The 3,360-nt window shown below is 71.4% G+C and carries 3 protein-coding genes; all 3 read right to left on the minus strand.

Annotated features, from left to right (window positions below; all coding sequences use genetic code 11):
- The coding region (locus tag AC1D15_RS23090; protein ID WP_477827812.1) for a DUF2138 family protein at positions 1-914 on the minus strand (914 nt) is incomplete at its 3' end.
- Between the two features lie 138 nt (positions 915-1,052).
- On the minus strand, positions 1,053-2,648 hold the full coding sequence (locus AC1D15_RS23095) for a phospholipase D family protein (protein WP_477827813.1): 1,596 nt from the start codon (positions 2,646-2,648) through the stop codon (positions 1,053-1,055).
- On the minus strand, positions 2,645-3,360 hold a 716-nt coding region (locus AC1D15_RS23100), incomplete at its 5' end, for an FAD-dependent oxidoreductase (RefSeq protein ID WP_477827814.1). The genes AC1D15_RS23100 and AC1D15_RS23095, both read right to left, overlap by 4 nt.

A 3,360-nucleotide genomic window follows, 5' to 3' on the forward strand; every position in this document is an offset into this window, starting at 1 on the left:
CGGTCGGCCGGCGCGGCCGGCAGCGCCGCGGGCTTGTCCACGCGCAGGTGCGTGGCCAGCACCGCGCCGCCCGGCGCGAGGTCGAAGCGCAAGGCCTTCAGGCCGGGGAAGAAGTGCTGGTAGCCGAACGACATCAGCCGCGCGTCGGCGACCAGGGTGTGGCCGTTGCCCGCCTCGCCCAGGCCGAAGTCGCGCCGGTACACCGCCTGCGTCTTCGCATCGGCCGACAACAGCGCGGCCACGGTGTCGCGCGACTTGGCGTCGACCTGGCGTTCGCTGTCGAACAGCAGGCCGGGGTCGCTGAGCACGACGACGCGGTTGCCCTGCGCCACCAGCGCCAGCGTGCGGCGCGGCGACAGCGTCAGCGTGCGGCGCGGCGACAGCGTCAGCGCGTACACCGGCAGCGTCTCGCCGTTGACGCGGATCTGGTCGATCACGCTGAGCTGGCGGTCGTTGGTGGCGAGCGCGGCGGCGCCTTGCAGCGTGCGCGCCAGCACGCCGCGCGTCATCGCGATCACCCAGTGGCGCGGCGCGCCCTTGGCATCGGTCCAGAACGCCATCTCGGCCGGCTCGTCGAGCGCCAGCTCGATCAGCTTGTCGCCGAGCGTGGTGTCGTGCTCGAACGCGATGCGCTTCAGCGCGCCCTGCAGGCCGAGGCGGCTCTCATGCTCCTCGTAATAGAACGCGAAGTCCTCGGTCAGCACGTCGCGCAGCACCGGCGCCTTGACCAGGTCGCGCGGCAGGCGCGACAGCGCCGGCGTCGACACATAGGCCAGCGGATGCCCGAGGTCCACCTCGAGTGCGTTGATGTTGCCGCCGAAGCGCGACCAGCCGAGCGTTGCGACCGCGATCCCGCCGCCCACCAGCACCACCGCGACGGCGACGCCGGCCCATTGCTTTCGATTCAATCCCACGGGTTCTCCCCCTCCCAGCCGCGCCATGCTCTTGACGGCGCACGGGCGGCATCATCTCAGTGCCGCAAGCGGGACAGGTGAACTGGTCATGAAATCAGCGTGAAATACAGTCGGAGGCCGCATCGGCGCGCAGCATCCTCACAACATCTCCTCCGGCGCGAACGGCGACAGCAGCTTCACCGTCAGCCTCAGCCACAGGCTCGCCTCCGGCTCGCTGGTCAGCACCTTCGGCGCGCCGCCGGGCGGCGACAGCGTCCACAGCAGCCGGCCGTCGGCGTCGAGCGACAGCCTGTAGCTGTTGGCGCTGCCGACCTCGTCGACCAGCTGCAGCAGCTGGCGCGCGATCTCCGGGCTGTGCATCACGACGCCCATCTCGGTGTTCAGCCGGGCCGAGCGCGGGTCCATGTTCATCGAGCCGATCAGCACGTCGCGCTGGTCGATCACCAGCACCTTGGCATGCAGCGAGGCCTGCGACGAACCGAACGAGCCGACCTTGCTGCGCGGCAGGTCCAGGTGCACGCGCAGCTCGCGCAGGTCGACGCCGGCCTTCAGCATCTGCTCGCGGTAGCGCGCATAGCCGATGTGCACCGCCGGCGCGTCGGTGGTGGCCAGCGAGTTCGTCAGCACGCGCAGGCGCACGCCGCGGCGCTTCAGGTCGTCGATCAGCGCCATGCCGCGCGCGCCGGGCACGAAGTACGGCGAGATCAGCACGACCTCGCTGCGCGCGCCGCGCAACAGGCCCTCGACGTCGTCGCTGATCACCTCGTGCGCCGGCGCGGGCGCCTCCTCGGTGGCCGGCGCGCTGGCCTTGGTCGGCTTGTCGGCCAGCACGCGCGACGGCGCCCACACCAGCTTCAGCTGGTTGCGTGCCAGCTCGGTGCCGAGCGTCGACCGGGCGGCGTTCGCGACGATCGCCGGTGCCGAGGCCGCGGGTTCTCCGGCCAGCGCGCTCGCCGGGTGCTCGGGCGCTTCAGCCTGRCTCGCCGCTGGAGACACGGATGCGGGCGGCACATCGACCACCAGGCCGATCGGGTACGCCAGCGGGTCGTTCCAGAACCCGTCGAACACCGCCGACAGCGCCTTCACGGCCGGCCCGGCGACCAGCACGTCGATGTCGAGGAAGTTGCTCTGCGCGCTCTGCACGAAGTAGGCATCGCCCAGGTTGCGCCCACCGGTCGCGGCCAGCGCGTTGTCGGCGACGAACATCTTGTTGTGCATGCGGTGGTTGATGCGGGCCGCGTCGGTCAGCGACGCCATCACGCGGCTCAAGGTCGCCATGCGGCCCGACGGGAACGGGTTGTACAGCCGCACCTCGATGCGCGGGTGCTGCGTCAGCCGCAGCAGCGCATCGTCCTGGCCGGCGGTGTTCAGGTCGTCGATCAGCAGCCGCACGCGCACGCCGCGGTCAGCGGCCGCACGCACGCGCTGCATCAGCGCGCGCGACGATTCATCGCTGCGGATCAGGTAGTACTGCAGGTCCAGCGTCTTCTGCGCCCGGTCGGCGAGCGCGGTCAGCGCGGCGAACGCATCGTCGCCCGACGCCAGCACGCGGAAGCCCGAGATGTCCGGCGCCGGCGCGTTCGCCGCGACGAACTTGCCGAGCGCGGTGTTCTCCGGATCGGCCAGCGCCTGCACCGGCGCATGCGGCTGCGGTGGCGGCAGGCTGGCGCAGCCGCCCAGGCCGGTGAGGCAGAACAGCAGGCTGACGAAGGCGGTACGCAGCAATCGGTTCATTCAAGCGCCAGGGCAATCCGTGTGCCCTGGTCGATGGCTCGCTTCGCATCCAGCTCGCTCGCCTCGTCGGCGCCACCGATCAAGTCAGCGGTCACACCCGACGCACGCAGCGGTTCCAGCAGCTCGCGCAGCGGCAGCTGGCCGGCGCACAACACCACGGTGTCGCACTCGATCAGCTGGCCGTCGCGCCGCTCTTCGCCGTAGGTGACGAACAGGCCCTGCGGCGTGATGCGCTCGTAGTTGACGCCGCCGATCATCTCGACCTGCTTCATCTGCAAGGCCGCGCGGTGGATCCAGCCGGTCGTCTTGCCGAGCCCCTTGCCGAGCTTGCCGCTCTTGCGCTGCAGCAACACCACCKGCCGCGCCGCCGGCGCGGGCCGCGCCGGCACGACGCCGCCGCGCACCTCGGACGGATCGGCCACGCCCCACTCCGCCCGCCATTCGGCGAGGTCCATCGTCGGCGAGTGTCCCGGCGGCGTGACGAGGAACTCCGCCACGTCGAAGCCGATGCCGCCCGCGCCGATCACCGCCAMCTTGTCGCCCACCGGCTTGCGCTGCAGCAGCACGTCGATGTAGCTGAGCACGTGCGGCAGCTCCTGGCCGGGGATCTTCGGGTCGCGCGGCGTCACACCGGTGGCGAGCAGCACGCGGTCGAAGTCGCCGGCCACCAGCAGCCCGGCGGTGGCCCGCGTGTTCAGGCGCAGCGTGACGC

It is taken from the genome of Rhizobacter sp. P2_H2, assembly GCF_056403375.1.